The sequence below is a fragment of the Vibrio sp. HI00D65 genome, from assembly GCF_001635455.1.
Lineage (GTDB): Bacteria > Pseudomonadota > Gammaproteobacteria > Enterobacterales > Vibrionaceae > Vibrio.
Genome location: NZ_LWEH01000017.1, coordinates 1 through 1,316 on the forward strand (window position 1 = coordinate 1; position 1,316 = coordinate 1,316).

General features: G+C 46.7%; 1 protein-coding gene and 2 pseudogenes. All 3 read right to left on the minus strand.

All coding sequences use genetic code 11. The annotated features are described in order from the left end of the window. Positions 1–164, minus strand: a pseudogene (locus A3712_RS05330) (permease-like cell division protein FtsX); the annotation flags it as partial. After that, positions 154–828: a cell division ATP-binding protein FtsE gene (gene ftsE, locus A3712_RS05335; RefSeq protein WP_004740528.1), complete on the minus strand. Its 675-nt coding sequence runs from the start codon at positions 826–828 to the stop codon at positions 154–156. The gene ftsE and the pseudogene A3712_RS05330, both read right to left, overlap by 11 nt. Before the next feature lie 77 nt (positions 829–905). Then, positions 906–1,316: pseudogene (locus A3712_RS05340) on the minus strand (signal recognition particle-docking protein FtsY); the annotation flags it as partial.

Below are 1,316 nucleotides of genomic sequence, written 5' to 3' on the forward strand. Positions count from 1 at the left end.
ATAGAAATAACCGCAAGCGTCAGTAAGTTGCCCAGTGGACGTTGCCACATTTGTGAGAACGATGACTTAGCTTGCTTCCAATGCACCACGAAGAAGCCGTCACTTGAAGTGCGGTTTGCAGCACGATTAGATTGAGGTTTTTTGATGCGCTTATTAGCGGCCATAGTCTTCAACCTCACTCAAAAAGCCTTGGTTTAATTCAAGATGACGATATTGAGGGCGAGTATTCACTAACCCGATATCGTGCGTTGCTAGGATGATCGTCACACCGGCACGGTTAAACTCTTCAAACAGTCGCAACACGCGGTTAGATAATTCCGGGTCTAGGTTACCCGTCGGCTCATCCGCTAGCAGCAGAGTTGGACGGTTGACCACAGCACGGGCAATGCCCACACGTTGCTGTTCACCACCAGAAAGCTGGCTTGGCAAACAGCGCGCTTTGTCTAGTAAGCCCGTTTTATCCAACGCAGCACTGACTCGACGTTTTATTTCATTTTCAGAAATAGATTCGATACGCATAGGCAGAGCAACGTTATCGAAGATAGAGCGATCCATCAGCAGACGATGGTCTTGAAAGACAATACCGATATTACGGCGTAAGAATGGGATGTCTTTAGCAGGAATGCGAGTGATATCGTGATCGTTGAACCAGACACGCCCATCAGTCGGGCGCTCAATCGCGCAAATCAACTTCAGCAAGGTACTTTTACCTGCACCGGAATGCCCGCCTAAAAATGCCATCTCTCCACGTTTTAGATGGAAATCCACTTTTTGGAGTGCTTGGCGTCCACCTCGGTAGGCTTTGCTCACTTGCTGAAATTTGATCACCGAAAATTCCTCTTACGATCACTAATATCAAATTTAAAACGATAGCAGGTTAAGGGTAAACCACTTTGCTACTCGCGTTACTCTTCACGGCTAAATAGAGCTTCAATGAAGTCTTTTGACTCAAATGGACGCAGATCATCAATGCCTTCACCAACACCAATGTAACGAATTGGAATCTGGAACTGGTCAGCAATTGAGAAAATCACACCACCTTTCGCAGTGCCGTCTAACTTAGTTAGCGTAATACCGGTTACTGGTGCAACTTCACTGAACAGTTTCGCTTGGCTGATAGCATTCTGACCTGTACCAGCATCAAGTGTTAGCATGATTTCGTGCGGTGCAGAGTCATCAATCTTCTTCATTACACGAACAATCTTGCGTAGCTCTTCCATCAGGTTGCTCTTGTTCTGCAGACGACCCGCTGTATCGGCAATCACAACATCCACACCACGAGCTTTCGCAGCTTCAATCGCATCGTAGATAACAGA